This is a genomic window from Variovorax sp. dw_308 (assembly GCF_019207085.1).
Lineage (GTDB): Bacteria > Pseudomonadota > Gammaproteobacteria > Burkholderiales > Burkholderiaceae_C > Variovorax.
Window position 1 is genome coordinate 1 of sequence record NZ_JAATOM010000001.1, and the last position, 22621, is coordinate 22621.

Consider the following 22621-nt stretch of genomic DNA (forward strand, 5'->3'; position numbering starts at 1 on the left):
GCAGCCGCTGGCGCCCCGCGGCCGGATCGGCGCCCCGTGCCCTCAACTCCTGCGCCGCGTTGTTGCGCTGTGCCTCGCGGCCATCCTTGCCGCGGAAGCCCTGGCGGTCCTGCGCGCCCGCGAATTGCCGGTCGCCGCCGTACCTGGCGCGGCTGCCCGCGTCGCGGTACGGCACGTTGCCGCGGCGGTTGGGGTTGAAGTTGAAGCTGCCGTTGTTGATCGTGCGGCTGGTGTTGATGCTGTTGAATCGGCTGACGTTGATGTTGACGTTGTTGCCGCCCCAGCCGAAACCGCCCCACAGCGCGTTGTTGATGCCGACCACCGCCGCGCCCCAGACGAAGCCTGCCGCGAAGGCCGCGCCCGGGTAGTAGTACGGCGGCGGCGCCCTGTAGTAGGGCGGGTAGGCCGGATAGGGCCAGGCGCCGTACACGACCGAGGGCTGGTAGACCGGGATGTACACCTGCTGCGGCTGGGCCGGCGCGATCACGATGACCTCTTTGCCGCCTTCGTTCGATGTCGACACCAATTGCTGGCTGTTCGACTGCAGGTTGCCCGCCTGCTGGGCGCGGTTGCGCAGGAACTGGATGCGGTCCATCACGCGGCCGGGGTCGGCCAGGAATGCATCGCCGAGCTTCTGCACGTCGCCAGGCCGCGCGTCCATCATCGCGAGCACTTGCGGAAATGCGGTGAGCGATTGCACCGCGGGCTCCCAGGGCTGGTCGGCCACCTGGGAGATGGCCGCGTCGCCCTTCACGTCGGGATGGGCCCTGGACCAGGCGGCGGCCGCGGTCACGTCGGCGGGGTAGGTGCTGGCCATGAGCACTTGCGACAGCAGCGCGTCGGGGTAGAGCGCGATGGGCGCGAGCACCTGGTCGAGTTCCTCGTCCCTGAAGTCGCCGTCCGCGGCGCGGGCCATGCCATGCAGCCCGACGAGTAGGAGCAGCAGCATCGCGAACCAGCGGACACTGCAGGCAGGAGGAAGAGACTTCATGTCGTGACTCCTTTGGCAGGGCGCCGGTCGTCGGTCAGGTGCCGGCCGGGCCGGGCGCATCGCTCACCAGCCGGAAGCCGATGTGGCTCATGGGATTGAACGGGTCGTTGCCGCGTCGCGCGCTCGGGCGATAGCTCAGGCAATAGTCCTCGTTGCAGAGAAAGGAGCCGCCGCGCGTCACGCGCCGGGGCGCGGCGGGAAGGGCGCCGGTGTCGTCCGGGTCCCAGCTGTCCTGCGGACCCGCGGGGTTGTCGATGGGCTTGTTGCCTTGCGCCTTGGCCTCCAGCTGGAAGTAGTCGGAGCGATACCAGTCCGCGACCCATTGCCAGGCATTGCCGGTCATGTCGACCAGGCCATAGCCGTTGGGCAGGAAGGTGCCGACCGGCTGCGTGCCGATCGCGCCGCCGGCCTTGGCGCTCACCTTCGGAAGCACCGGAAAGCGGCCCTTGGCCGTCTTGTCCCAGATGTTGGCCATGGGTTGGCCATCGGGCTGGTAGTCGTCGCCCCAGGCATAGGTGGCCTGCTCGAGGCCGCCGCGCGCGGCGAACTCCCATTCGGCTTCGGTCGGCAGGCGCTTGCCGGCCCATTTGGCAAAGGCCTCGGCGTCTTCGTAGCTGACCTGCACCACCGGGTGATCGTCCTTGCCTTCGATGCTGCTGCCGGGGCCTTGCGGCGCTTTCCAGGATGCGCCGGGCACCAGTTGCCACCACTGGGACCAATCGCTGAGGTTCACCGGGCGATCCGTGCCGACGAAGACCATGGCGGCGGGCACGAGCACGCTGTCCGGCGGGCGCGGCGTGCCGGGCGGGCTTTGCACGCGGAGGGTCTCCCAGTCCGGCTTGCGCTCTGCCGTGGTCACGTAGCCGGTGGCCTTGATGAACTCGCGGAACTGCGCGTTGGTCACGTGGCTGCGGTCCATCCAGAAGCCGTGCACCCGGACGGGATGGGCCGGCTTTTCATTGGCCTGAGCCAGCTTGCTGTCGCTGCCCATGGCGAATTCGCCGCCGGGCACCCAGACCATGCCCTTGGGGCCGTGCACGCCGTCGCCCTGGACGACCGTGGGATGCGCCCTTTGCGATGCCTTGCCGGGCGCGGCAACCTGGTTCGACGCTGCCTCGCGGGCCTGCCACCAGGCCATGCCACCGTAGGCTGCGCCACCCACGGCGGCGGCGCCCGCCAGTGCCGCCAGGAAGGTCCTGCGCGAGGAGGGCGGGGCCGCGGCCTTCGCGGGCCCGGCGACCGGCACCGTCGGTGTGGCAACTTCCGGGGGGCGCGTGGGCTTGCGCTTGGTGCGTTGCTGCTTGCTCATGATCGATCGCGAAAAAGTCTTTGTCGCAGAAAAAAAAGCCCCGGACAAGCCGGGGCCATGGATGTCGAAGCTCGCGTCAGTTCCCGCCGGGCATGGTCAAGTTGAACCCGTCCTTCGCCAGGCTTTCGCGCAGGTGCTGGAATCGCTCGTATTGCGACAAGGTGATCGGGCCGCTGTAGGTCTCGCTCTGCAGCTTGCGCGGCGGATACTTCACGTAGGTCTTCATCAGGTCCTTGACGGCGGCATTGATGGTCACCAGCGTCCAGGTGCGCTCGGTGACGTTGCTCATGAAAATGTCGTAGCGCTCCTGCGGGTCGGCCCACAGGTCGAACACCTGCGGCACGGTCGCCACATAGGACTCGGGTCCTTTCCAGCCCAGGTTGGTGTCGACGGCCAGGCCGCCGGTCTGCGCGCCGTTGTCGCCGCGCAGGTTGAACACCGCCTTGTAGTTGCCCACCCGCGCGGCGCCTGGCGAGAGTTCGTTCTCGGTGAAGTAGAACCAGGACTTGCGTGCCGACTTGCCGTTCTCGCTGAACAGCACCGGCGACATGTCGATGCTGTCGAGGATGATCGGCTTGTTGGCGCGGTCGTTCTCCGGCAGCTTGACGCCGGCGACATTGGCAAAGGTCGACATCAGGTCGAGGCCGCCCGTCAACTCGTGGCTCTTGCTGCCAGCCGGAATCTTGCCTGGCATCCACGCAATGGCCGGCACGCGGTTCCCGCCTTCACGGATGGTGCCCTTGGTGCCGCGGAAAGGCGTGTAGCCGGCGTCGGGATACACATCCTGCCAGGCGCCGTTGTCGGTCGTGTAGAACACAAGCGTGTTCTTGTCGAGGCCGAGCGCGCGCACCTTGTCCATGATGCGGCCGATGCGCGAATCGAGCTCGACCACCGAGTCGGCGTACTTGCTCTTCGACATCGACTTGCCGACGTAGTCGGGGTGCGGCATGTTCGGTTGGTGCACCTTCATGAAGTTGATGTTCATGAAGAAGGGCGTGTTGGCCTTGGCATTGCGGTCGAGGTAGTCGAGCGATGCCTTCTCGACGTAGCCGTCGAAGAAGGGGATGCCCACGACGCCCGGCTTGCCGTCGATGGAGGGCTTGTCGACGTACTGGCCGTTGATCTTGAATTCCTCGTACGGCTTCTCGCCGGCATTGCCGGACATCGCGCCCTTGGTGACCTTCTGGAACATGCTGCGCAGTTCCGGATCCATGTCGGGGAACCAGGTCGTGTCGGCGTAGGTGTAGGCGTTGAGGTGATAGAGCCCGGCGTACTTCATCTCGTCGTAGCCCTGCGCATTGGGCAGGGCATAGTCGGCTTCGCCGAGGTGCCACTTGCCGGTGAAGAAGGTCTTGTAGCCGCCCTTCTTCAGCACGGAGGCGAGTGTCCATTCTTCCGCGGGAAGCCCGCCGCCCTGGCCCTGGAAGGCCACGGTGGTCATGCCGCTGCGGTTGGGGATGCGGCCGGTCTGGATCGCCGCGCGACCGGGCGTGCAACTCGGCTGCGCATAGAAGCTGAACAGCGTCATGCCTTCGTTCGCGAGCCGGTCGATATTCGGCGTCGGCATGCCGCGCCCGGCGCCGCCGCCGTAGGGGCCGAGGTCGCCGTAGCCGGTGTCATCCGAGACGATCAGGATGATGTTCGGTCTGGATTGCTGTTGCTGCGCCATGGCTGGCACTGCGGCCAGCCCGATCATCGCGACGAACGCCGCGGGCGCAAGCAGCGTGAGCTTGCTTCTGGATGTCATGCTTCCTCCCTTTGAAAAAAACCGGTGCGCAGAGACCTGCGCGAGCAGGACGCCCGGCTACTTCTTCGCCGAACGCTCGACGCTCAGGACGGCGGCTTCCGTGATCACTGCACGCACCTCGCTGCCGACCTTGAGTTTGCTGGTGTCCATTCCCTCTGGAATCCTGACGGTCACAGTGCGCGAGACGCCGCGCAGCGTGACGGTGCCGGCTTTGCGGTCGATGGCCTGAACGACGGCCAGGACCTCGACCGTGTTTGTTGCGCCGGCCGCTGGCAGCGAGCCGGCGGGGGCGGTGCCGCTGCTGGCAGTCTCCACGCGCTCGCGGATGCCATCGCTGTGGGCCACGGGTTCCAGCTGGGCCGCGACCGCGGCTGCGTAGCGCAACACGAGTTGGTCGCCGACGCGGATCTCATCGAAGTTCTTGACTTCGGCAGGGACCGAGAGCGTCACGATCTTGCCCTTGGGGCCTTTCAGCACGAGGGTGCGATGGGCCTTGTCGAGTTCGACCACGGTGGCGCGCACCTCGAGTTCTCCGCCCGCGACGCCGATGCCCGTGCTGGCCGGTTTCGGGGGATCCTTGGCAAGCGCTGCCTGAGACAGTGAAAGCGCGCAGACCAGCGCGATTGCGAAGTAACGCATGAGGTGTTCCCTGTTGATTGTAGGTTGGCAGTCCCGGCGCTGGCCGGGCCAACCCGGCAAGCTGCCGCGGGCCAATGTAGCTGAAAGACCTGAGCGCGAAGCACCCGGTAACGCCTCGTTGCACCAAAGTGCACAGAGCCATTCCCCAACGTGCGTTTGCATGCGGGTATGCAAGCTAGTAAGGTGGTTCGCTTCGCCTGCCAGGGCACATGCTCATGCGACAACTGCTTCTGCTTCGTGGCGCCTTCAACCTGCTCTTCGGCGTTGGCCTTCTGCTGGCGCCGAACGACATGCCGCTCGGCGGCTACTACGGCGTGGGCGACGGCTTGCTCGGCCTGGGCCTTGCCATTGCGTTGTTTCGCAGCGTGCGCGGGCAATGGCTGTTCTTCGTGACGCTGCTCGATGCCGTGGTGCGCCTGGTGTTCGGCGGCACGATCCTTCTGAACCCCAACATCACGTCGAACCTGTTCACCGGCGCCTTCTTCACGACCGCGGTCGTCACCGTCTTCATCGCGCTGGGCATCACCGGCGTGATCTATGCCTTGATGCGGGCGTTGCGGCAGCGCGGCGAGGCCGAAGTCGACAAGTCCCTGCTATGGCCGGTGGTGGCGTCCAGCGTGTGCACGGCGCTCTTCGGCATGGGCCTGTTGCTGGGGCCGGTCGGGAGCGGTGAGCGGCGTCTCGTGGCGTGCGCCTATGGCGTGGCGTTCGGATTGATCCTGCTGCTGGCGGGGCTGCGCAGCCGCAAGGCGGGCGCGACGGCGTGAGGTGGAACTTTCGTGGCATGGGGTGTTCAGAGGGAGTCCTTGTCCCTGCCGCTGCGCCGTCTTGCGAATGCCTTTCCGCCCTTTCTTTCCTGGTCCCGTTGCCTGCCTGATTCCCGTCATCTTCCTGGCCGCCACGGGTGCGGCGCACGCGCAAGCCTTGCCCGCCGGCGTGCGCCTTGGGATGACGGCGGCTGAGTTGCAGGCCGTGCTGCCGACGCTGGAACGCGTGCCCCGGCCCCAGCGGCTGGCGGGCGGCCTGGCCGGCGCCTGGCACGGTGCGCCGGGCCTGGTCAGCGGACTCCCCCTGGAGACGACCTGGTACTTCGGCGGCGCGCAGCTCAAGCGCGTGGAGTTCACTGCCAACGCCCAGGACCGGGCGGACCTTGGGGCGGACGCTTTCAATGAAATCGTCGCATGGGGTCGCGGCGCGTTCGGCCCGGAACTGGCGTCGCGCGACAGCGGCAGCGAGATCGCGTCGTGGGTCGATGGCGGCATGGACGTCTATGTCCAGCGCGTCGGCGATGCGCACCGGGCCAGCGTGCGGCTGGTCTACAAGGCGCGGGTGCTGAAGGATGGCGCTGAACTCTAGTCTTCCAGCAGCATCCCGCGCTGTTCGATGAAGGCCACCACCTCGGCCAGGCCAGTGTTGGTCTTGAGGTTGGTCATGACGTAGGGCCGCTGCTTGCGCATGCGCCTGGTGTCGGCCTCCATCACGCCGAGGTCGGCGCCGACGTAGGGTGCGAGATCGGTCTTGTTGATGACGAAGAGATCGCTCTTCGTGATGCCGGGGCCGCCCTTGCGCGGGATCTTCTCGCCGGCGGCGACGTCGATCACGTAGATGGTGAGGTCGCTCAGCTCGGGGCTGAAGGTGGCGGCCAGGTTGTCGCCGCCCGACTCCACGAACACCACGTCGGCATCCGGAAACTCGCCCAGCATGCGGTCGATGGCCTCGAGGTTGATGGAGGCGTCCTCGCGGATCGCGGTGTGCGGGCAGCCGCCGGTTTCCACGCCCATGATGCGCTCGGCCGGCAAGGCGCCAGCGACGGTGAGCAGGCGCTGGTCTTCCTTGGTGTAGATGTCGTTGGTGATGGCGATGAGGTCGTACTTGTCGCGCATCGACTTGCAGAGCATTTCGAGCAGCGTGGTCTTGCCGGAACCCACCGGCCCGCCGATGCCCACGCGCAGCGGCGGCAGTTTCTTGGTGCGGTTGGCGATGTGGTGCAGTGCGGAGGCCATGGTGTTTGCTCGCAGGAAAGTCAGCTTCGAAAGAGGCGGGAATACTGGGCTTCGTGCCGGGCCGAATAGACCGCGAGCATCGGTGAAAAAGCCTGGCGGTCGTCGTCCGTGAGTGTGATCGCCTGATCGACCGCTTGGGGGATTTCCCGTGCGAGGCGGCCGAGGATGCGCTGGCCTGCGCTCTGGCCCAGGGGCACGCACTTGACGGCCGCGCCGGTCATGTTCTCGGCCCAGCCAAAGGTGAAGGCCAGGCAGCCATCGCGCACGGTGGCATCGGTACGGCTGGCCGCGAAGGCGAAGGCCACGGGGTAGGTGACGGGCAAGCCACCGAAGTTGCTTGCAATGTCGTCGTGATGCAGCTTGAGCCACTCGACAAAGGAGCGGCCCATCTGCTCGGACTGCAGCAGGAATTCGGCGGACTCGCGAGTCTGCAGCACCCAGGCATTGAGCATGCGGATGCGGTCGGCATCATGAGCGCGCCAGGCCGCGATCGCCTGCGCGACGACGGGCAGATCGCCGCGTGCGAGGCTCAGGTGAAGCTGGTCGACGATCCAGTCGGAGGCTCGTGCTTCGGTCGCCAATCCCGCCCATTCCACGCCGGCTTCCAGGCCTTCGGAATACGAGAAACCGCCGATCGGCAACGCGGGCGAGGCGAGCCAGATCAATTGCAGCAGGCTGGCTGCGGGGAGTGCCGCAGGGGCAGCGGCAAGAGCGTCAGGCATCAGTGCGAATGACCGTGGGAGTGATCGTGGTCATGGCGGTGGCCGTGGTCGTGCTCGTGCTCGTGCTCGTGCTCGTGTGCGGGGTCATCGTGGGCAGGCGTGCCGCCGTAGGCATCCGGATGCAGCACCGGCCCGACCGGCGTTGCCCCGCCATGCGAATGGTCATGGCCGTGCGAATGGTCATGGTCGTGCGCGTGGCCGTGATCGTGGCCATGCCCGGCGCCTTGCGCACCGTATGCGCCGCCTTCCGGCTCGAAGGCCTCATTGGCCTCGTGGACGATCAGGTGCATCGAGCGCAGCATCGCGGCCAGCACGTGGTCAGGCTCGATCTTCAGGTGATCGGGCTTGAGCTCGATCGGCACATGCCGGTTGCCCAGATGATAGGCCGCGCGCGTCAGGTCGAAGGGCGCGCCGTGCGCCGTGCAGTACGTGATGACCAGCACCGGCTGCGGCGCCGCGATGACGCGCACCAGCGAGCCGTCTTCCGCGACCAGCACATCGCCGCCGCGCACGGCCGTGCCGCGCGGCAGGAACACGCCGATCTGGCGGCCCTGCGAGTCGGTCGCGTCGAAACGGCTCTTCTGGCGCACGTCCCAGTCGAGTTCGATGGTGGCGGCGCGCCTGAGCAGGACGGGGGCGAGGCCCTTGCCTTGCGGCATCAGTTTGTTGGCGGTGAGCATGGGACTTGATCGATGGGCGGAGGCTGGATAATATAACAACCGTTATAACTTCAGGGGATGCTGGTGTCCGCTCTCAAACTCACGCAAATCGGAAACTCCGTCGGTGTCATCCTGCCGAAGGAAATGCTCGCGTACCTGAAGGTCGAGAAGGGCGACACGCTGTTCGTGAGCGAAGCGCCCAACGGCGGGTACACGCTGACGCCGTACAGTCCGGAATTCGAGGCGCAGATGGGGGCCGCTCGTCGCATCATGAAGAAGCGGCGCAATGTGTTGCGCGAACTCGCCAAGTGAGCGCGGCCAACCAGGGGTGGGTCTGGCTGGATCCCGCTGTGGTACGAGCGGCGCACGACGAGCAACTCACCGAGCATGGTGGCCCTTCCGGCATACGCGATCCGAATCTTCTGGCCTCTGCGCTTGGCCGACCGCAGCAGTTGGCGAACTACGGCGCGCCGGATGTCGCCGATCTTGCTGCCGCATACGGATTCGGTATCGCACGCAATCATCCGTTCATCGATGGAAACAAGCGCACCGCATTCGTGGCCATCGAATTGTTCCTTTGGCTGAATGGCCATGAACTCATCGCGACTGATGCGGAATGCGTCTTGACGATCCTCGATCTGGCAGCGGGTCGGCTCGAAGAGGCTGCGCTTTCCAACTGGATCCGCGAGCACATCGCGCCGCACGCCGGCTGACGCATCGCCGGGCCTCATACCCGGCTGAGCAACTCCGCCTTCTTGCTGGCGAATTCATCGTCGCTGAGGATGCCTTTGGCGCGCAGGTCGGCGAGGCGCTCGATGGTGGCGAAGATGTCCTGCTGGTTGCCCAAGGGGGCACTGTTGTTGAAGCCGTTGCCGTTGCCGAAGCCAGCGCCCGAATTGACCGGCTCGACGTACGCAGGCGCGGGCGGCGCCGCATAAGGTGCCACATAAGGCGCCACGCCATCGACCGAGATCACCGGCAGGCTCGCCACGTCGATCAGCCCGTACTGGCTGTTGAAGCTCAGGCTCCCGCCATAGGACTGCTGCTGCCCGAAGCCGCCGATCTGGTGGTCCAGCGTGTCGTACACCGTCACGCGTCCATTGACCTCGATGGCCAGGCGACGCGCCTGTGCGAAGTACGCATAGCGCACGCCGTTCTGTGCGCCGGTGCTGTTCGGAAAGCGCAGGTCGGAAGGCCACCAGTCGTTGCTGGTGCCGGGCACGAACAGGCTGTTCTGGCCGAAGCCGCCGTTGCCCTGTTGCTGGCTGTTCTGGTTGTAGCCGCCGTAGCTCGTTTGCGCCTGCCCGTTGTTGTAGCCGCCGCCCTGGCTCTGCGACTGGAAGCTGCCGCTGCGCACCAGGTCGGGCTGGTTGGCGACCAGGTTCGACAGGTCGTTGCAAAGGCCGTCGACGCGGCCCTTGAGGTAATTGTTGAACATGTCCGACAGCATGATCATGCCGCCGCGCATCCACTGGCCGGAACCGGAGAACTCGGGATGGTTGAACTGGGCCTGGCTGCCGTTGCCGTTGATCACCGAGTCCAGCATGCTGAGCGTCGCGTCCACGCTGAAGCCATTGCGCTGCGCGATGTCGTTGATGACCTGCTGGCCGGCGGGGGAGAGTTGTCGCATGACGGTGTCTTGTCGAAAGGAGGGGGCGCGATTGTGGGGCTTCGACAAGACACTGTCGCGGCACGGTCTTTCAGAACAAAAAGTAACGCTGCGTCATCGGCAATGAGACCGCCGGCTCGCAGGTCAGCAGGTTGCCGTCGGCGCGCACCGCATAGGTCTGCGCATCGATCTCCATCCGGGGCACGTAGCCGTTGTGCACCATGTTCTGCTTGCGCACGCCGCGGATGTTTTTCACCGCGCTCAATGTCTTGGACAGGCCATAGCGCTGGCCGATGCCCGCCGCCAAACCGGCCTGCGACACGAAAGTGAGCGAACTGCGTGCCAGCGAGCCGCCATACGCACCGAACATGGGCCGGTAGTGCACCGGTTGGGGCGTCGGGATCGATGCGCTCGGGTCCCCCATCGCGGCCATCGCGATGGTGCCGCCCTTGATGATGGTGAAGGGCTTGACGCCGAAGAAGGCCGGCTTCCACACCACCAGGTCGGCCCACTTGCCAACCTCGACGCTGCCCACTTCATGTGAGATGCCGTGCGAGATCGCCGGGTTGATCGTGTACTTGGCAACATACCGCTTTGCGCGGAAGTTGTCGTTGCGTGCGCCGTCTTCCGGCAGCTTGCCGCGCTGGCCCTTCATCTTGTGCGCCGTCTGCCAGGTCCGGATGATCACTTCGCCGACGCGGCCCATCGCCTGCGAGTCGCTGCTGAACATGCTGATCGCGCCGAGGTCGTGCAGGATGTCCTCGGCCGCGATGGTCTCCTTGCGGATGCGCGATTCGGCGAAGGCCAGGTCTTCGGCGATGCCGGCGTCGAGGTGATGGCACACCATCAGCATGTCGACGTGCTCGTCGAGCGTGTTGACGGTGTAGGGCATGGTCGGGTTGGTGGAGGAGGGCAGGAAGTTGTCCTCGCCGACCACGCGCAGGATGTCGGGCGCATGGCCGCCGCCCGCGCCTTCGGTGTGGAAGGCGCAGATGCCGCGGCCCTTCACTGCCGCGATGGTGTTCTCGACGAAGCCCGATTCGTTGAGCGTGTCGCTGTGGATGGCGACTTGCGTGTCGGTGGCGTCGGCCACGTCGAGGCAGTTGCTGATCGCGGCGGGCGTGGTGCCCCAGTCTTCATGCAGCTTGAGGCCGATGACGCCGGCGTCGATCTGCTCGTGCAGCGCGGCCGGCAGGCTTGCATTGCCCTTGCCGAGGAAGCCGAGGTTCATCGGGAACGCATCGGCCGCTTGCAGCATGCGTTCGATGTGCCACGGTCCTGGCGTTGCGGTGGTGGCGAAGGTGCCGGTGGCCGGGCCGGTGCCGCCGCCGAGCATCGTGGTCACGCCGGAGCTCAGCGCCTCCTCGATCTGCTGCGGGCAGATGAAGTGGATGTGGCTGTCGATGCCGCCCGCGGTGACGATGTTGCCCTCGCAACTGATGACCTCGGTACCCGGGCCGATGACGATGTCGACACCCGGCTGCACGTCGGGATTGCCAGCCTTGCCGATGGCCACGATGCGCCCGCCCTTCAGGCCGATGTCGGCCTTGACGATGCCCCAGTGGTCGAGGATCAGCGCGTTGGTCATGACGGTGTCGACCGCGCCGTCGGCGCGCGTGCGCTGTGACTGGGCCATGCCGTCGCGGATGGTCTTGCCACCGCCGAACTTCACTTCCTCGCCGTAGCCGCCGGCACGCAGGGTGTAGTCGGCTTCGACTTCGATGACGAGGTCGGTGTCGGCGAGGCGGACGCGGTCGCCGACGGTGGGGCCGAAGATCTCGGCGTAGGCGCGTCTTCCAATAGTTGCCATTTCAGTTTTCCGCCGTGCTACCGCGCGACCCGCGACGCGTGAAACTGGCGCGGCCAGATACCAGGGATACCGCGGAACCGGCTTTGCCGGGCCGCTGGTATCGCCCCCTTGAGGGGCTGAGGGCCGCGGCTCCAAGCCTGCCTGCGCAGGCTTGGACGGCCCGCAAGAGCAGCCGCCTCTGGCGGCCGCCCGTGGCGCCGCAGGCGCATTCGGGGGTGGGCTTCATCTTCAGACTTTTCCTTGAACAAGGCCGCGAAAGCCGTAGACGATGCGGTCGCCGCTGAAATCACACAGCTCGACCGTGCGTTGCTGTCCGGGCTCGAAACGCACGGCCGTGCCCGATGCGATGTTCAGCCGCATGCCGCGCGCGGCTTCGCGGTCGAAGCCGAGTGCGCCGTTGGTCTCGGCGAAGTGATAGTGCGAGCCGACCTGGATCGGGCGGTCTGCGGTGTTCTGCACGACCATCGTCACGGTGCGGCGGCCGGGGTTGAGAACGTGTTCGCCCTCGTCGGTGATGAGTTCGCCGGGAATCATGTTCAGGCCACCTGCGCGAGCAGCGTCACGCCGAACAGCGCGACAGCGGCGCCGGCGATGCGAGGGAGCAGGGTGCCGCGTTGGCGCAAGACCCAGCCGACCGCGACGCCGGCGATGTGCAGCAACATCGTCGCGAGCACCATGCCAGCGACCGCCGCAGCGGCGCCGGTCGCCCCCGACAGTTCGTGGCCATGCGCCACGCCATGGAAGACGGCGAACACCCCGACCACCGCCGCCGCGACCGGACCGGGCAGGCGCAAGCGCGTGGCGACCAGCAGCCCCACCACCAGCAAGGACGCCGCGATCATCGGTTCGACCGCCGGCACCTGCACCCCCGCCAGCCCCAGCAGCGCACCGGCCAGCAGCATCGCCGCAAAGCCCAGCGGCGCCCAGGCCAGGTCGCGCGCGCCGCGTGCGGCCAGCGCGCTCCAGAGACCCACGCCGACCATCGCGGCCAGGTGGTCCATGCCGGTGAACGGATGCAGGAAGCCCTGCGCGAAGCCGGCCGCGTGGTGCGCAGCGCCATCGACGCCGACATGGGCCGCGGCCGCGAGCGGCAGGGCGACGAGCAAGGCAAGGAAAGTGGAACGCGACAACAGGCGCATGGAGTTCTCCGCTGGGGCTGGGTAAAGGGGGGGTCAGACGATCGGCTGGTGCACGGTGACCAACTTGGTGCCGTCGGGGAAGGTGGCTTCGACCTGGATGTCCGGGATCATCTCCGGCACGCCGTCCATCACGTCGGCGCGGGTGAGCACGCTGCGGCCTTCGCTCATCAGCGCGGCCACGCTCTTGCCGTCGCGTGCGCCTTCCATGACGGCCGCCGAGATCAGCGCCACCGCCTCGGGATAGTTGAGCTTCAGTCCGCGCGCCTGCCGGCGCTCCGCCAGCAGCGCCGCCGTGAAGATCAGCAGCTTGTCTTTTTCGCGTGGAGTCAATTCCATGGTCGGATCTGGTGGCTTGGAAGCGGCGCATTATGTGCGGGCAGGTCGCATTGCAACAGTCGTGCCGCGCCCCGGTCACCGCCTTCCCCGGCCCTTCTTTTCCAGGAACACCGAGGAACCGGCTTTGCCGGGCCTCCGGTGTTGCGCCCGGCAGGGGGTGGGCGGAGCGAAGCGCAGCCTGGGGGCGAGCAACAAGTACAGGCATGAAAGCTGCACGAACCCTGTGTGAGTCTCGCCCCGCCCACCCTCCCTCCTGAAACCGTCACCGCGGAAACCGACGACGATGCACCGCAGCGCATCGTCAAGGTGCGCCGCGACTACAACAGCTGGGTCGCGAGCGAGACGCTGGAAGACTATGCCCTGCGCTACACCCCGCAGCGCTTTCGCAAGTGGTCGGAATGGCGCGTGGCCAACACGGCCTTCGGCGCCGCATCCTTCCTGATCCTGGAGGCGGTCGGCGCCACCTTGCTGGTGCAGTACGGCTTCCTCAACGCCTTCTGGGCCATCCTCACCACCGGCCTCATCATCTTTCTCGCGGGCCTGCCGATCAGCGTCTATGCCGCGCGCTACGGCGTCGACATGGACCTGCTCACGCGCGGCGCCGGCTTCGGCTACATCGGCTCGACCATCACCTCGCTGATCTACGCCTCCTTCACCTTCATCTTCTTCGCGCTGGAAGCCGCGGTGATGGCCTATGCGCTGGAGCTGTCATTGGGCATTCCGCCGGCCTGGGGCTACCTGGTCTGCGCACTGGTGGTCATTCCGCTGGTGACGCATGGGGTGTCTGTCATCAGCCGCCTGCAACTCTGGACGCAGCCGATCTGGTTGATCATGCTGGTGGTGCCCTTCGGCTACGTGCTGGCGCGCGATCCTGGTGCGTTCTCCGGCATTGCGCACTACAGCGGTGTCAAATCGGACATTGCGGGCTTCAACATGCACCTGTTCGGTGCCGGCCTCACGGTGGGCATCGCGCTCATCACGCAGATGGGCGAGCAGGCCGACTACCTGCGCTTCATGCCCGTGCGCACCCCCGCCACGCGCGGGCGCTGGTGGGCCGCCGTGCTGGCGGGCGGGCCGGGCTGGGTGGTGCTCGGCGTCGTCAAGATGCTTGGCGGTGCGCTGCTGGCCTACCTGGCCATCACCCACATGGTGCCGCCCGAGCGCGCGGTCGACCCGAACCAGATGTACCTCGCCGCCTACGAGTACGTGTTTCCCAACTACGTCTGGGCGGTGGTGGCGACGGCGGTGTTCGTGGTGATCTCGCAGCTCAAGATCAACGTCACCAACGCCTACGCCGGCTCGCTGGCCTGGAGCAATTTCTTCTCGCGCGTCACGCACAGCCATCCGGGCCGCGTGGTGTGGGTGGTGTTCAACGCGCTGATCGCCTTCATGCTGATGGAGATGAACGTGTTCGAGGCCCTGGGCGACGTGCTCGGCCTGTACGCCAACATCGCCATCGCCTGGATGATGGCCGTGGTCGCCGACCTCGTGATCAACAAGCCGCTGGGCCTGTCGCCGCCGGGCATCGAGTTCAAGCGGGCGCACCTGTGGGACATCAACCCGGTCGGCGTGGGCGCGATGGCGCTGGCCTCGGGCCTGTCGATCAGCGCGCACCTCGGCATGTTCGGCCAGATGGCGCAGGCCTTCTCGGCGCTCATCGCGCTGGGCACCGCCTTCGTCGCGACGCCCTTGCTGGCCTGGGCGACGAAGGGCAAGTACTACCTGGCGCGCGGGCCGGTGCATGCGCAGCGCAGCACGGTGCTGTGGGCGCGTGTGGAGACGCCCCCGGGGTCGGACGCAGGCAGCTATCAACGGCTGACGCTGCAACGCTGCGTCATCTGCGAACGCGAATACGAAGGCCCCGACCTGGCCCACTGCCCGGCGTACCAGGGCGCGATCTGCTCGCTGTGCTGCACGCTCGATGCGCGCTGCGGCGACCTCTGCAAGCCGCATGCGGCGCTGTCCGCGCAATGGTCCGCCGTGCTGCGCTGGCTGCTGCCGCGCCGCAGCTGGCGCTACCTCGACACGGGCCTCGGCCACTTCCTGCTGCTCATGATGATCATCGTGCCGCTGCTGGCCGCGGTGTTCGGCGTGCTGTACCAGCAGGAGCTTCGCGCATTGCTGCTGAGCGACGCGGCCGACGCGAGCGCGCAGTCCTTGCGCGGCGGCTTCCTCAAGGCCTACATGGCGCTGCTGCTCATTGCGGGCATCGTGGCCTGGTGGCTGGTGCTCGCGCACCAGAGCCGCAAGGTGGCGCAGGAAGAATCCAACCGGCAGACCCATCTGCTGCAACGCGAGATCGCGCTGCACCGCGAGACCGACCGCGCGCTGCAGGACGCCAAGCAGACCGCCGAGCTGGCCCGTGGGGCCGCCGAGCGAGCCAGGCTCGCGGCCGACCAGGCCAACCAGGCCAAGAGCCGCTACATCTCCTCCATCAGCCACGAGCTGCGCACGCCGCTGAACAGCATCCTGGGCTATGCGCAGTTGATGGGCGAGGATGGCTCGGTGCCGCCGCATCGGCGCCAGGCCGTGGCCGTCATCAAGCGCGGCGGCGAGCACTTGCTGACACTGATCGAAGGCACGCTCGACATCGCGCACATCGAGGCCGGCAAGCTCACGCTCAACCCCCGGCCCATGCCCTTCGCCGAAACGATGCAGGAGCTGGCCGACATGTTCGAGCTGCAGGCGGCGGAGAAGGGCCTGGCCTTCCTTTTCGAGCCGAGCGGCGAGTTGCCCGCCGTGGTGCGCGCGGACGAGAAGCGCGTGCGCCAGATCCTCATCAACCTGCTCGGCAACGCGATCAAGTTCACCCGCAGCGGCCAGGTCAGCCTGCGCCTGCGCTATGCGCGCGAGTTCGCCGCGGTCGAGGTCGAGGACACCGGCCCCGGCATGTCGCAAGCCGAACTCGACGTGATCTTCGAGCCTTTCTCGCGCGGTGAATCGCATGGCGCCACCGGTGTGCCGGGCGCTGGCCTCGGCCTCACCATGGCCAAGATGCTGACCGACCTGATGGGCGGCGAGATGAAGGTGCAGAGCACGCCGGGGCAGGGCTCGGTGTTCCGGTTGCGCCTGTTCCTGCCGCGGGTGCATGACGCCCTGCCCGTTGCCGAGCCGGCGCCCCCGACAACGCCGCGCGTGCGCCGCGGCTATCTCGGCGCCCGGCGGCGACTGCTGGTGGTCGACAACGAGGAGACCGACCGCGACCTGCTGGCCCATGTGCTCACGCCGCTGGGCTTCGAGCTGCGCACCGCCGCCAGCGGCCACGATGCGCTCGACCTCATCGCGGCCGGCTACCGGCCCGATGCGATGTTCGTCGACCTGGCCATGCCCGGCATCGATGGCTGGGAAACCATCCGCCGCGCACATCGGCTGGGCCTGACGCAGGCATCGGTGGCCATCGTCTCGGCCAACGCCTTCGACAAGCGCTTGCAGAACGACGTGGGCATCACGCCCGAGGATTTTTTCGTCAAGCCGGTGCGCCACAGCGATTTGCTCGACTGGCTCGAGCGCCGGCTTTCGCTTCAATGGACCGACAGCACTGCCGCCGCGCCCAAGGCTGCGCCCGCGGTGGCGGCGGCACGGGTGCGGCCCTCCGACGCGCGCCTCAAGGCGCTCGAGGAAGCCGTCGGCCTCGGCTACTTTCGCGGGATCATGAACCAGTTGGACGACATCGATGCGGCGCAACCCGAATGCGCAAGCTGGACCGAGGCGCAGCGCGCGCTGGCGCGGCAATTCCAGTTCGAGGCCATGGGCCGGGTGATTGCGCAGCAGGGCGTGGCATGAGCAACGCCGGACCGCTCCAAGTTGCGAAAGCCCCCTCGGGGGGCAGCGAGGACACGCAGTGCCGAGCGTGGGGGCCCCAGTGACCAGCGCACTCGCCCGCACTCTGCGCGACAACGCCGCCAACAGCGACCTCGTGCTCATCGTCGACGACGTGCCCGACAACCTTGCCGTGCTGCATGACGCGCTCGACGAGTCCGGCTACACCGTGCTGATCGCCACCAATGGCGAGCAGGCCCTGCAGCGCGCGGCGCAGGCGCGGCCCGACATCGTGCTGCTCGACGCGATGATGCCCGGCATCGACGGCTTCGAGGTGGCGCGCCGGCTCAAGGCCGACGCCAGCACCGCGCACATCCCGATCGTGTTCATGACCGGCCTGACCGAGACCGAGCATCTCGTCGCCGCGCTCGAAGCGGGCGGTGTCGACTACGTCACCAAGCCGATCAAGCCGAAGGAAGTGCTGGCCCGCATGAACGTCCACCTGCAGGGCGCGCGGCTGGCGCGGCAGGCGGCGCGGCAGGCAGGCCAGGCCCGCAATGCGCTCGATGCCTTCGGCTATGCCAGCATCACCGTGCGCATGCCGGAGGGCCGGCTGATCTGGCAGACCTCGCTGGCGCGCGACCTGCTGTTGCGCTACTGCGGCACCAGCGCGCCCGAGACGCCGGCGGCCGTGCTCGCGTGGCTGCACCAGCATCTGCCCGCCACCCTCGACCGCATCGAGCCGCCGGTGCTGTCCATCGAGCTCGGCGCGGCCCGGCTCAACCTGCGGCTGCACCAGCAGACCGGCCATGACGACGACGGCGCCGAGTGGATGATCATCATGCGCGAGGTGTCCGACACCGCCGTTATCGAAGCCATGAGCCTCAGCCTGAAGCTCACCGCGCGCGAGGCTGAGGTGCTCTATTGGGTGGTCAAGGGCAAGACCAATCGCGACATCGGCGAGATCCTCGGCAGCAGCCCGGCCACGGCCAAGAAGCATCTGGAGCGGGTGTACGTCAAGCTCGGCGTCGAGACGCGCACGGCGGCCGCCGGCGTTGCCATGAAGCGCATCCGCGAGCTGCAGCCGCAATTCGAGATCTGAAGAAGGTGTGGATCTTTCTACTGCGGCCACCGATCTCGGGCCTGCGGCGCCCTCGCTACGAAATCTTCACACCGTCTGAATTCGACGTACCGGCATGCAGAATCGCCGGATGCGAATCCTGTTGGCCGAAGACGAAGCCGGTCTGGCGACCTGGCTGACCCGTGCGCTGGAGCAAAGCGATTTCCGTGTCGACTGGGTCGCGGATGGCCGCATGGTGCGCCGGGCCGTCAGGGACACGCGCTACGACGCCTTGATCCTCGACTTGGGCTTGCCGGGCCTGGGCGGCCACGAGGTGCTCGCCGACCTGCGCGCCGCCGACCAGCGCATGCCGATCCTGATCCTCACGGCGCGCGACTCGCTGATGGAGCGCGTGAGCAGCCTGACCGAAGGCGCGGACGACTTCCTGGCCAAGCCCTTCGAGCTGGCCGAACTGGAGGCCCGGCTGGTCGCGTTGATCCGGCGTTCGCGCGGCAGCGAGCATCCGCGCTTTGCCTGCGGCCCGCTGTCCTACGACGCGGGCGCCAAGCAATTCATGCTGTCGCACGAGGCGTTGACGCTGACGCCACGCGAGCATGCGGTGCTGCGAACGCTGATCCAGCACAGCGGCCAGCCGCTGTCCAAGCAGGAGATCGTCGAACGGGTCTTTTCCGATGAACAGGACGTGAGCCCGGACGCGATCGAGGTGCTGGTGTACCGCCTGCGCAAGCGCCTCGAGGCCAGCCCGGTGCGCATCACCACGCTGCGCGGCCTGGGCTACGTGCTCGAATCCACGCCATGAGGTTCGACGCATGGCACCGGGCCAGCCTGCGGCGCACGCTGCTGATGGTCCTGCTGCCCGGCATGCTGCTGCTGGTGGTGGCCGAGTTGTGGCTCACCTGGCGCACCTCGCTCGATGCCGCGAATGCGGCCTATGACCGATCCCTGCTCGGCGCGATCAAGGCCATCGATGCCAACATCTCCACCGAGAGCGGCGGCCTGTCGGTCGAGTTGCCCTACCGCATGCTCGAGTTCTTCGAGCTCACCGCCAGCGGACAGGTCTACTACCGCGTCGCGACCGACGACGCGCTGGTCGAGATCGGCAACGCGGACTTGCCCGCGCCGGCCGGCACGCTGGTGACTGGCCAGCCGCGCTTCTCGGATTCGCTGTACTTCGACGAGCCGGTGCGCGTCGGCACCTATGCCCGGCTTCTCGCCGAACGCATCGGCGGCAGCCAGCGTGACCAGCGCGTGATCATCCAGGTGGCCGAGACGCTGGGCTCGCGCAATGCCTTCACCCGCAGCCTCGTGTGGCAGTCGGTGCAGCGCGACCTGCTCCTGATCCTGCTGGCGAGCGTGCTGCTTGCCGCGGCCATCGGCTGGGCGTTGAAGCCGCTGCGACGCCTGCATGACGAGGTGCGCTCACGGGCGCCGCAGGATCTCGCGCCGCTGGACACCGAGCGCATCCCGGCCGACGTGCGGCCGCTGGTCGACGCCATCAATCACCACGTGGTGCGCAATCGCGCGCTCACCGAGGCGCGACGGCGCTTCATCGACGATGCCTCGCACCAGCTGCGCACGCCGCTGGCCACGCTGGCGACGCAGGTCGGCTATGCGCTGCGCGAGCCCGACGCCGGGCGCATGCGCGACGCCTTGTCTGCCGTCAAGACGCAACTGGACGAGGCCGTGCGGCAGACCAACCAGATGCTGTCCCTGGCGCGCACGGACGCGGCCGAACTGGAACTGGAGCGCATCGACCTGGTGGCGCTGGCAAGACAGGTCACACGGGACTGGTGGCCCGCCGCGCGCGACAGCGGCATCGACCTCGGCTTCGACAGCGGCCTGGAACAACTCGAGTTGCCCGCGCATGCGGCGCTGCTGCGCGAGGCGATGTCGAACCTGCTGCACAACGCGATCCGCTACACGCCCCGCGGCGGGCAAGTCACCGTGGCCGTGCGGCGCATGGATGCCATCGCGTGTATCGATGTCATCGACGCCGGACCGGGCATCCCCGCAGACGAAATGCCGCGCGCCGGCGAGCGCTTCTTCCGGGCCAGCAACATGACGCTGCCGGGCTCCGGCCTCGGCCTCGCGATCGTGCGCTCGATTGCGCAGCGCCACGGTGGCGGCATGCGCCTCGCGGCGGGCGGGGGCGGTCGGGGGCTTGTCGTCTCGATCGAACTGCCGCTGGTTTCCTGACGCGGTTCTGACACGGGTTTTCCCTGAGGTTTTGGCCGATTCCCTGAAAGCGCCCTGACAGCCGCCGCTGGCTACAGTGGGCTCACACCCCGAGACAACGCCGGAACACGAGGCCCCATGAGACACCTGCTGCTACTGCTGATCGCGCTGTGCGCAGGCCCTGCGCCGGCACTCGCCGTCGAGTTCGACAAGACCCAGTGCGTGGCCGGCGCCAAGCCCGGTGGCGGCTTCGACCTGACCTGCAAGCTGGCGCAGGCCGGCCTGCTGGAAGGCAAGTACCTTCCCGCGCCGATGCACATCAGCTACCTGCCCGGCGGCATCGGTGCACTGGCCTACAACGCCTTCGCAACGCAGCGGCCCGCCGAGGCGCAGACGCTGGTGGCTTTCTCCAGCGGTTCGTTGCTGAACATCGCGCAAGGCAAGTTCGGCCCGCATGACGAAGCCGATGTGCGCTGGGTCGCGGGTGTGGCTGCCGACTACGGCGTGATCGTGGTGGCAGCGAACTCGCCCTTCAAAACGCTGAACGAGCTGATGGCTGCCATCAAGGCCGACCCTTCCAAGATCGTGTTCGGCGCCGGCGGCACCGTCGGCAGCCAGGACTGGATCAAGGCCGCGATGACGGCGCGGGCGGCCGGCGTGCATCACCGCAACATGCGCCTGGTCGCCTTCGAGGGCGGCGGCGAGGCGCTGCGGGCCTTGCAGGGCAACCATGTGCAGGTCTACACCGGCGATGCCTCGGAGACGGGGACGCAGCTGAAGGACGGCGCACCGGTGCGCGTGCTGGCCGTGATGTCGGAGCAGCGCCTGCCGGGTCCGCTGGCGCAGGTGCCGACGGCGCGCGAAGCCGGTTTCGACCTGGTGTGGCCGATCATCCGCGGCTTCTATGTCGGGCCGAAGGTCAGCGACGCGGACTACAAGGCCTGGAGCGATTTGTTCGCCCGCATGCTGGCCAGCAAGGACTACGAGCGATTGCGCAACGAACGCGGCCTGTACGCCTTCGCGATGACCGGCGCCGAGCTCGAGGCGTATGTGAAGCGCAGCGTCGACGGCTACCGCAAGGTGGCCGAGGAATTCGGCCTCAAGGTCGCCCCGCGATAGACGGCGGCCGCCACTCGACCCACCCCTGATTGCCACTGGCAGGTGCGCCTTGCACCCGCCCGGGCGAAGCCTTGTCTTTTCAACTTCAAAGGAGATTTTTCATGCAACTCACCGGCATGCTGCACGGCGCCAAACTGCTCGAACACGTGGAGTTCCCGACGTCCGAAGTGCTCGGCCCCGATGCCTCCGAAGGCCAGATCCAGGACCTCATCAAGCGCCATGGCCAGGTCTTCATCAAGCCGCTGTTTCGCGGCGGCGTGGGCAAGAAGGGCAAGTCGGGCCTCATCGGCAAGGCCGGCGACCTGAAGACCGCGCTGGCCGAGAAGGAGCGCCTCTACTTCGCGGAACACCGGCATGGCAACGTGACGGCCAAGGCCAACGGCGTGACCTTCGAAGGCGGTGTGCCGGCCGAGCACGAGATCTATTTCTCGATCACCGACGACACGCGCTTTCGCGCACCGACGATCACCATCACGCACAAGGGCGGCGTCGACATCGAGGAGCTTGGAAAGGATGACATCCGCACCGTGCCCTTCGATGCGCTCACTGGCCTGAAGGCCTTCGTCATCGCCAACGCGCTCACCGACATCGGCGCGCCCCGCGAAATCATCTCTCCGCTGGTGCAGCACCTGCCCAAGCTGTGGGAGCTCATGCACCACTACGGCATGACCACGCTGGAGCTCAACCCGATCCGCATGCGCGCCGACAGGAACGGCCGCCTCACGCCGGTGGCCTGTGACTTCAAGTGCGGCTTCGACCGCGACGACCCGCGCGTCGCGCGCCTGAACCTGCCCGACCACCTGTTCGCGGCCGACGTCTCCGCCTTCGAACAGGAAGTGAACGAACTGCGCACGCACCAGGGCCAGTCGGACGTGTTCGTCATCAACGAGAAGGGCACCATCCTCGCCCCGACCTTCGGCGGCGGTGCGAACAGCCTGGTGACCGAAGTGCTGGGCGAAGCGGCCAGCATCTCCTCCGACTTCGGCGGCAACCCGCCCTACGAAAAGATGAAGGAGGTTGCGCGCATCTGCTATCGGCACTTCCTCCGGCAGTCGAACGTGCTGTTCATCATCGGCGGCAAGTCGAACAACACCGACATCCACGAGACTCTGCGCGCCATGGGCGATGCCTTGCGCGAGCACTTCTCGCAGCACGGGCCGACGCCCCTCTACGTTGTCGTGGGCCGTGGCGGGCCGAACCTGGTGCGCGGCTTCGGCGCGCTGGCCGAGGCCTGTGACGCGCTCGGCGTGCCCTATCGCTTCTTCGGCTTCGACAGCGCGATCTCCGAGGTCGTGAACTATGCGAAGAAGGTCGATGAATGGATGCGTGCGGAAGGACGCGCGCAGATCGCCGCGCACCTCGGCATCGCCGCGCCGGCGCCTGCCACCGCGCACGCCACTGTCCAAGCCACGGGCCAGACCGTCGCCCACCACGCCACCCAAGCCGCCGACGAGGCCACCGGACACCACGCTGCCCGTGCCATCACCCAGCCCGCCACCTACGCCCCAGTCTGAGAGACACGA

General features: G+C 67.3%; 22 protein-coding genes. 10 read left to right on the forward strand and 12 right to left on the reverse strand.

Annotated features, from left to right (window positions below):
* The 4 genes from HCU76_RS00005 to HCU76_RS00020 form a co-directional block, all read right to left on the reverse strand.
* On the reverse strand, window positions 1-991 hold a 991-nt coding region (locus HCU76_RS00005; protein ID WP_218508117.1), incomplete at its 3' end, for a DUF3300 domain-containing protein.
* 34 nt (window positions 992-1025) lie between these two features.
* Entirely contained in the window at window positions 1026-2300 is a 1275-nt protein-coding gene (locus HCU76_RS00010) for a formylglycine-generating enzyme family protein (RefSeq protein WP_256353880.1), read from the reverse strand.
* 76 nt (window positions 2301-2376) lie between these two features.
* Entirely contained in the window at window positions 2377-4047 is a 1671-nt protein-coding gene (locus HCU76_RS00015; protein WP_218508118.1) for an arylsulfatase, read from the reverse strand.
* A gap of 57 nt (window positions 4048-4104) precedes the next feature.
* Window positions 4105-4686: a hypothetical protein gene (locus tag HCU76_RS00020; RefSeq protein WP_213955071.1), complete on the reverse strand. Its 582-nt coding sequence runs from the start codon at window positions 4684-4686 to the stop codon at window positions 4105-4107.
* Between the two features lie 215 nt (window positions 4687-4901).
* Here HCU76_RS00020 and HCU76_RS00025 point away from each other — a divergent pair, with 215 nt between their 5' ends.
* Together HCU76_RS00025 and HCU76_RS00030 are read left to right on the forward strand one after the other, a co-directional pair.
* On the forward strand, window positions 4902-5453 hold the full coding sequence (locus tag HCU76_RS00025; RefSeq protein ID WP_218508119.1) for a hypothetical protein: 552 nt from the start codon (window positions 4902-4904) through the stop codon (window positions 5451-5453).
* Between the two features lie 67 nt (window positions 5454-5520).
* Window positions 5521-6042: a hypothetical protein gene (locus tag HCU76_RS00030; RefSeq protein ID WP_256353882.1), complete on the forward strand. Its 522-nt coding sequence runs from the start codon at window positions 5521-5523 to the stop codon at window positions 6040-6042.
* On the opposite strand, the gene ureG is transcribed toward HCU76_RS00030, so the two are convergent.
* From ureG to ureE, 3 genes are read right to left on the reverse strand one after another with little or no spacing between them, the layout of a single operon-like run.
* Entirely contained in the window at window positions 6039-6689 is a 651-nt protein-coding gene (ureG, locus tag HCU76_RS00035) for an urease accessory protein UreG (protein ID WP_213955069.1), read from the reverse strand. The two genes, HCU76_RS00030 and ureG, sit on opposite strands and share 4 nt — an antisense overlap.
* Before the next feature lie 20 nt (window positions 6690-6709).
* Window positions 6710-7411, reverse strand: coding sequence for an urease accessory protein UreF (locus HCU76_RS00040; protein ID WP_218508120.1), 702 nt, complete (start codon window positions 7409-7411; stop codon window positions 6710-6712).
* Window positions 7411-8091: an urease accessory protein UreE gene (gene ureE, locus HCU76_RS00045; RefSeq protein ID WP_218508121.1), complete on the reverse strand. Its 681-nt coding sequence runs from the start codon at window positions 8089-8091 to the stop codon at window positions 7411-7413. Before ureE ends, HCU76_RS00040 begins: the two co-directional genes overlap by 1 nt.
* 63 nt (window positions 8092-8154) lie before the next feature.
* On the opposite strand from ureE, the gene HCU76_RS00050 reads away from it, so the two are divergent.
* Together HCU76_RS00050 and HCU76_RS00055 are read left to right on the forward strand one after the other, a co-directional pair.
* Window positions 8155-8382 (forward strand): AbrB/MazE/SpoVT family DNA-binding domain-containing protein, encoded by a 228-nt coding sequence (locus tag HCU76_RS00050; protein WP_213955066.1) that lies wholly within the window; start codon window positions 8155-8157, stop codon window positions 8380-8382.
* Complete coding sequence (locus HCU76_RS00055; protein ID WP_213955065.1) at window positions 8379-8783, forward strand: type II toxin-antitoxin system death-on-curing family toxin; 405 nt, start codon at window positions 8379-8381, stop codon at window positions 8781-8783. The genes HCU76_RS00050 and HCU76_RS00055 overlap by 4 nt, the downstream gene beginning before the upstream one ends.
* A 14-nt stretch (window positions 8784-8797) precedes the next feature.
* Here the strand turns inward: HCU76_RS00055 and HCU76_RS00060 are convergent, their stop codons facing one another.
* The 5 genes from HCU76_RS00060 to HCU76_RS00080 form a co-directional block, all read right to left on the reverse strand.
* Window positions 8798-9700, reverse strand: coding sequence for an SHOCT domain-containing protein (locus HCU76_RS00060; RefSeq protein ID WP_218508122.1), 903 nt, complete (start codon window positions 9698-9700; stop codon window positions 8798-8800).
* A 70-nt stretch (window positions 9701-9770) separates the two neighbouring features.
* Complete coding sequence (gene ureC / locus HCU76_RS00065; RefSeq protein WP_218508123.1) at window positions 9771-11489, reverse strand: urease subunit alpha; 1719 nt, start codon at window positions 11487-11489, stop codon at window positions 9771-9773.
* A 228-nt stretch (window positions 11490-11717) separates the two neighbouring features.
* Entirely contained in the window at window positions 11718-12023 is a 306-nt protein-coding gene (locus HCU76_RS00070; RefSeq protein ID WP_218508124.1) for an urease subunit beta, read from the reverse strand.
* A 2-nt stretch (window positions 12024-12025) separates the two neighbouring features.
* Window positions 12026-12628: a HupE/UreJ family protein gene (locus HCU76_RS00075; RefSeq protein ID WP_218508125.1), complete on the reverse strand. Its 603-nt coding sequence runs from the start codon at window positions 12626-12628 to the stop codon at window positions 12026-12028.
* 33 nt (window positions 12629-12661) lie between these two features.
* Window positions 12662-12964 carry an urease subunit gamma gene (locus tag HCU76_RS00080; protein ID WP_213955060.1) on the reverse strand — a complete coding sequence of 101 codons (303 nt, stop codon included), beginning with the start codon at window positions 12962-12964 and terminating at the stop codon, window positions 12662-12664.
* Between the two features lie 225 nt (window positions 12965-13189).
* Between HCU76_RS00080 and HCU76_RS00085 the strand changes: the two genes are divergently transcribed.
* The 6 genes from HCU76_RS00085 to HCU76_RS00110 all read left to right on the forward strand — a co-directional run bounded on the left by HCU76_RS00085 (window position 13190) and on the right by HCU76_RS00110 (window position 22612).
* Window positions 13190-16747, forward strand: coding sequence for an ATP-binding protein (locus HCU76_RS00085; RefSeq protein WP_371319729.1), 3558 nt, complete (start codon window positions 13190-13192; stop codon window positions 16745-16747).
* A 79-nt stretch (window positions 16748-16826) separates the two neighbouring features.
* The gene (locus HCU76_RS00090) at window positions 16827-17825 is read left to right on the forward strand and encodes a response regulator transcription factor (RefSeq protein ID WP_371319730.1); all 999 of its coding nucleotides are present in this window, start codon (window positions 16827-16829) and stop codon (window positions 17823-17825) included.
* A gap of 109 nt (window positions 17826-17934) precedes the next feature.
* Window positions 17935-18603 (forward strand): response regulator, encoded by a 669-nt coding sequence (locus tag HCU76_RS00095; protein WP_213955058.1) that lies wholly within the window; start codon window positions 17935-17937, stop codon window positions 18601-18603.
* Window positions 18600-20000: a sensor histidine kinase gene (locus HCU76_RS00100; RefSeq protein ID WP_256353883.1), complete on the forward strand. Its 1401-nt coding sequence runs from the start codon at window positions 18600-18602 to the stop codon at window positions 19998-20000. Before HCU76_RS00095 ends, HCU76_RS00100 begins: the two co-directional genes overlap by 4 nt.
* 117 nt (window positions 20001-20117) lie before the next feature.
* Window positions 20118-21098 (forward strand): tripartite tricarboxylate transporter substrate binding protein, encoded by a 981-nt coding sequence (locus tag HCU76_RS00105; protein ID WP_218508126.1) that lies wholly within the window; start codon window positions 20118-20120, stop codon window positions 21096-21098.
* Window positions 21099-21199: 101 nt separating this feature from the next.
* Window positions 21200-22612 carry an ATP citrate lyase citrate-binding domain-containing protein gene (locus HCU76_RS00110; RefSeq protein ID WP_218508127.1) on the forward strand — a complete coding sequence of 471 codons (1413 nt, stop codon included), beginning with the start codon at window positions 21200-21202 and terminating at the stop codon, window positions 22610-22612.
* Window positions 22613-22621 lie beyond the last annotated feature (9 nt).

Coding starts and splice junctions, on each gene's coding strand:
- HCU76_RS00010 (WP_256353880.1), bottom strand. CDS start 2,300: ATGAGCAAGCAGCAACGCACCAAGCGCAAGCCCACGCGCCCCCCGGAA.
- HCU76_RS00015 (WP_218508118.1), bottom strand. CDS start 4,047: ATGACATCCAGAAGCAAGCTCACGCTGCTTGCGCCCGCGGCGTTCGTC.
- HCU76_RS00020 (WP_213955071.1), bottom strand. CDS start 4,686: ATGCGTTACTTCGCAATCGCGCTGGTCTGCGCGCTTTCACTGTCTCAG.
- HCU76_RS00025 (WP_218508119.1), top strand. CDS start 4,902: ATGCGACAACTGCTTCTGCTTCGTGGCGCCTTCAACCTGCTCTTCGGC.
- HCU76_RS00030 (WP_256353882.1), top strand. CDS start 5,521: ATGCCTTTCCGCCCTTTCTTTCCTGGTCCCGTTGCCTGCCTGATTCCC.
- ureG (WP_213955069.1), bottom strand. CDS start 6,689: ATGGCCTCCGCACTGCACCACATCGCCAACCGCACCAAGAAACTGCCG.
- HCU76_RS00040 (WP_218508120.1), bottom strand. CDS start 7,411: ATGCCTGACGCTCTTGCCGCTGCCCCTGCGGCACTCCCCGCAGCCAGC.
- ureE (WP_218508121.1), bottom strand. CDS start 8,091: ATGCTCACCGCCAACAAACTGATGCCGCAAGGCAAGGGCCTCGCCCCC.
- HCU76_RS00060 (WP_218508122.1), bottom strand. CDS start 9,700: ATGCGACAACTCTCCCCCGCCGGCCAGCAGGTCATCAACGACATCGCG.
- ureC (WP_218508123.1), bottom strand. CDS start 11,489: ATGGCAACTATTGGAAGACGCGCCTACGCCGAGATCTTCGGCCCCACC.
- HCU76_RS00070 (WP_218508124.1), bottom strand. CDS start 12,023: ATGATTCCCGGCGAACTCATCACCGACGAGGGCGAACACGTTCTCAAC.
- HCU76_RS00075 (WP_218508125.1), bottom strand. CDS start 12,628: ATGCGCCTGTTGTCGCGTTCCACTTTCCTTGCCTTGCTCGTCGCCCTG.
- HCU76_RS00080 (WP_213955060.1), bottom strand. CDS start 12,964: ATGGAATTGACTCCACGCGAAAAAGACAAGCTGCTGATCTTCACGGCG.
- HCU76_RS00095 (WP_213955058.1), top strand. CDS start 17,935: ATGCGAATCCTGTTGGCCGAAGACGAAGCCGGTCTGGCGACCTGGCTG.
- HCU76_RS00100 (WP_256353883.1), top strand. CDS start 18,600: ATGAGGTTCGACGCATGGCACCGGGCCAGCCTGCGGCGCACGCTGCTG.
- HCU76_RS00105 (WP_218508126.1), top strand. CDS start 20,118: ATGAGACACCTGCTGCTACTGCTGATCGCGCTGTGCGCAGGCCCTGCG.
- HCU76_RS00110 (WP_218508127.1), top strand. CDS start 21,200: ATGCAACTCACCGGCATGCTGCACGGCGCCAAACTGCTCGAACACGTG.